A 2,997-nucleotide genomic window follows, 5' to 3' on the forward strand; every position below is an offset into this window, starting at 1 on the left:
AAAGGGAGGTGATGTTCATGGGCGGGGGACTCTCTGGTTTATTCAAGCAGTTCGGGCTCGGCTTCGACCAGCCCTTCGTAAAGGCTCTCGAAGGCATGCAGCGCGCCCTCGGGTCCGCCGATCTGCCCGTGCGTATGGCGCGCGACCGCCTCGTCGATCGGCTGCGGCTTGCCAGCGGCTTCGGCCAGCAGTTGGGTGTGGCAGGCGTTGTCGAGCGCGATGTACCACCAGGCCGCGGCCTCGACGCTCGGGCCTGCGCTCAGGATGCCGTGGTTCTTGAGGATCGCGCCCTTGCGGTCGCCGAGGGCGTTCGCGATGCGCAGGCCCTCGCTCTCGTCCACCACCATCCCGGTGAAGTCGTCGAAGAGGGCATGGTCGTCGTGGAACACGCAGGCGTCCTGCGTTAGCGTGTCGAGCTTTCGGCCCAGCGTCGACCAGGCCTTGCCGTAGGTCGAATGCGTGTGTGCAGCTGCGACGATCTTCGGGTTGTGCTCGTGGATCGCGGCATGGATCGCGAAGGCCGCCTTGTTGAGCGGACGCTCGCCGATCACGGTCTCGCCCCTGGCGTTGACCAGCAGCAGGTCCGACACCTTGATGCGCGAGAAATGCACGCCCAGCGGATTGACCCAGAAATGATCGAGCAGTTCCGGATCGCGCGCAGTGATGTGGCCGGCCAGGCCCTGCGCGAAGCCGAAGCGCGCGAACAGGCGGAAGGCGCCAGCCAGCCGCTCCTGCCGATGCCGGCGCTCGGCCTCGACGCTAGTGCGCGGTGCCGGTGGCTCGAACCAGTACTTCTGTTTCGGGTTCGGGTTGAGGGCGAGGCGGGTGCGGGGGCGCTCCCCGCCGCGGGCGATGTCGAATACGGTGCTCATTCGGTTCCTTCGGGCACGGGGATGCATCGAGGGGTCAGGCGGCCTTGCGCTTCGCCGCCAGGCGCTGCGCCACCCGCTCGCGCGTGCGGGGAATCAACTCGCGCCCGTAGTCGATGGCGTCCTCGAGCGGATCGAAGCCGCGGATCAGGAAGGTCGTCACGCCGAGGTCGTAGTAGTCGAGAAGGGCGTCGGCCACCTGCTCGGGCGTGCCGACCAGCGCGGTGCTGTTCGAGCGGCCGCCGATCTCCTGGGCCACGGCGGTCCACAGCCGCTTGTCGAGCCGCGGGCCTTTCTCGGCCGCCGCCAGCAGGCGCTTGGCGCCCTCGCTCTGCAGCGGACCGCCGYGACCGAAGCCCTGCACCACGCGCAGCCGCCGGGTGTCGGCCAGGATGCGGTCGGCCCGTTCCCAGGCCTTCGCCTCGGTGTCGGCGAGGATCGGACGGAACGAGACCGAGAAGCGTACGCTGCGCCCGTGCTTCGCGGCTTCGGCGCGCACGCGCCCGGTCAGTTCGCGCGCCTGGTCGAGCGATTCGCCCCACAGCGCATAGACGTCGGCATGCTTTCCGGCGACCGGGATCGCCGCTTCGGAGGCGCCGCCGAAGTAGACCGGCACATGCGGCCGGCCGTTCAGCGACTGCAGAGGCTTCACCTCCGAGAAGGCATCCTTGAACCGGTAGTGCGCGCCTTCATGGTCGAAAGGCTTGTCGCTGGTCCACACCTTGCGCAGCACGTCGAGGTACTCGTCGGTGCGGGCGTATCGCTGGTCGTGGTCGAGCCAGTCGCCGTCGCGCTTCTGTTCTTCGTCGGAGCCGCCGGAAATGTAGTGCACGGCGAGCCGGCCGCCGCTGAAATGGTCGAGCGATGCGAACTGCCGCGCGGCCAGCGTCGGCGCAACGAAGCCGGGCCGGTGCGCCAGCATGAAATGGATGCGCTCGGTGACCGACGCGGCGTAGGCCACGGTCAGTGTGGCATCGGGGCTGGTCGAATGGTGCGGCACCAGCACGCGGTCGAAGCCGCCCTGTTCATGGGCCTGCGCAAAGGCGCGCACGTAGTCGCGGTCGATCGCGGGGCCGCGCGCGGGATGGATCTCCGAGACCTTCTGGGCCTGAATCATGCCGATGAATTCGATGTCGCTCATGAGGGTGTCCTTGCTTGCAATGAAAGTGAAAGTGAGAGGGAAGGGGTCAGGCCGGGTTGCCGCCGCGCGACAGCGCGGCGCCGAAGCTGCGGTCCCACAGCGGGGCGACGTCGGCCGGGCCGTCGAGCACGCCGAGCTTCAGGAAGGTGTCGGCCACTTCCTGGTGGCTGCGCACCACGCCCGGGGTGACGGGGCCCAGCCCGTAGTCATTGCTGCGGCCGTTGAAAAGTTCGATCAGGTCGCCCACCGGCACGCGCGTCTCGGCCGATTGCGCCTTGGCGTAGTCCAGGTAGTTGTCGTTGGCCCATGCGTAGGCGCGCTGCAGCCGCAGCAGGAAGTCCGTGATCGCGGCGTGGCGCAACGGGTCGTCGACCGCGCGCGGATTCGCATAGACCGGGAAGTTGCCCGAGAGATAGCCCTTGCCGGTCTTGAGGGTTCGGGCACCGTACTGCGTGCGCGCGAGCTGGCCGTTGTAGCCATAGATCGCCCAGGCATCGAGATCGCCGCGCGCGAAGGCCGAGAGGCCGTCGGCCGGGCTCAGGTTGATCGGCTGGATGTCGTTGAATGAGAGGCCCACCTCCGCCAGCTGCTTGCTCAGGTAGTAATGGGCGGTGGTGGCCCGAACGTAGCCCACGCGCTTGCCCTTGAAGTCGGCGATGGAGCGGATCGGCGCGTCCTTGCGCGCCAGCGTGGCCTGGTTGTTCAGGTCTTCGTGGATCACGGCGATGAAGCGCACCTTGGCCTTCTGCCGCGCCGCGAAGGTGGCCGGGATCTCGCTGCCCGAGCCCAGGTCCAGCGCGTCGCCCTGGATCGCCTCGATGTGCAGCACCCCGTTGTTCAGTTCGCGCCACTCGACCTTGTAGGGCGTGCGGCCCTGGCCCGAGGCCTCGATCAGCGGCCGCCAGAGGCCCTTGTAGGTGCCGACGCGCAGCGTCAGGCCGGACAGGTCGGCGGCTGCGGGCGTCGCGGCGCCGGCCATCGGGCCCA

At 68.6% G+C, this 2,997-nt stretch carries 3 protein-coding genes; all 3 read right to left on the minus strand.

Translation table 11 applies throughout. From position 1 onward, the window contains the following. Positions 1 to 38 precede the first annotated feature (38 nt). Genes AC1DY5_RS49500 through AC1DY5_RS49510 form a run of 3 tightly spaced genes read right to left on the minus strand, consistent with a single transcriptional unit; the run spans position 39 to position 2,989 of the window. Complete coding sequence (locus AC1DY5_RS49500) at positions 39 to 872, minus strand: class II aldolase/adducin family protein (protein ID WP_478121648.1); 834 nt, start codon at positions 870 to 872, stop codon at positions 39 to 41. Between the two features lie 34 nt (positions 873 to 906). After that, positions 907 to 2,010: an LLM class flavin-dependent oxidoreductase gene (locus tag AC1DY5_RS49505; RefSeq protein WP_478121649.1), complete on the minus strand. Its 1,104-nt coding sequence runs from the start codon at positions 2,008 to 2,010 to the stop codon at positions 907 to 909. Positions 2,011 to 2,056: 46 nt separating this feature from the next. Next, the gene (locus AC1DY5_RS49510; RefSeq protein ID WP_478121650.1) at positions 2,057 to 2,989 is read right to left on the minus strand and encodes an ABC transporter substrate-binding protein; all 933 of its coding nucleotides are present in this window, start codon (positions 2,987 to 2,989) and stop codon (positions 2,057 to 2,059) included. Between the last annotated feature and the right edge of the window lie 8 nt (positions 2,990 to 2,997).

This window comes from Variovorax sp. P4_D9, from assembly GCF_056401695.1.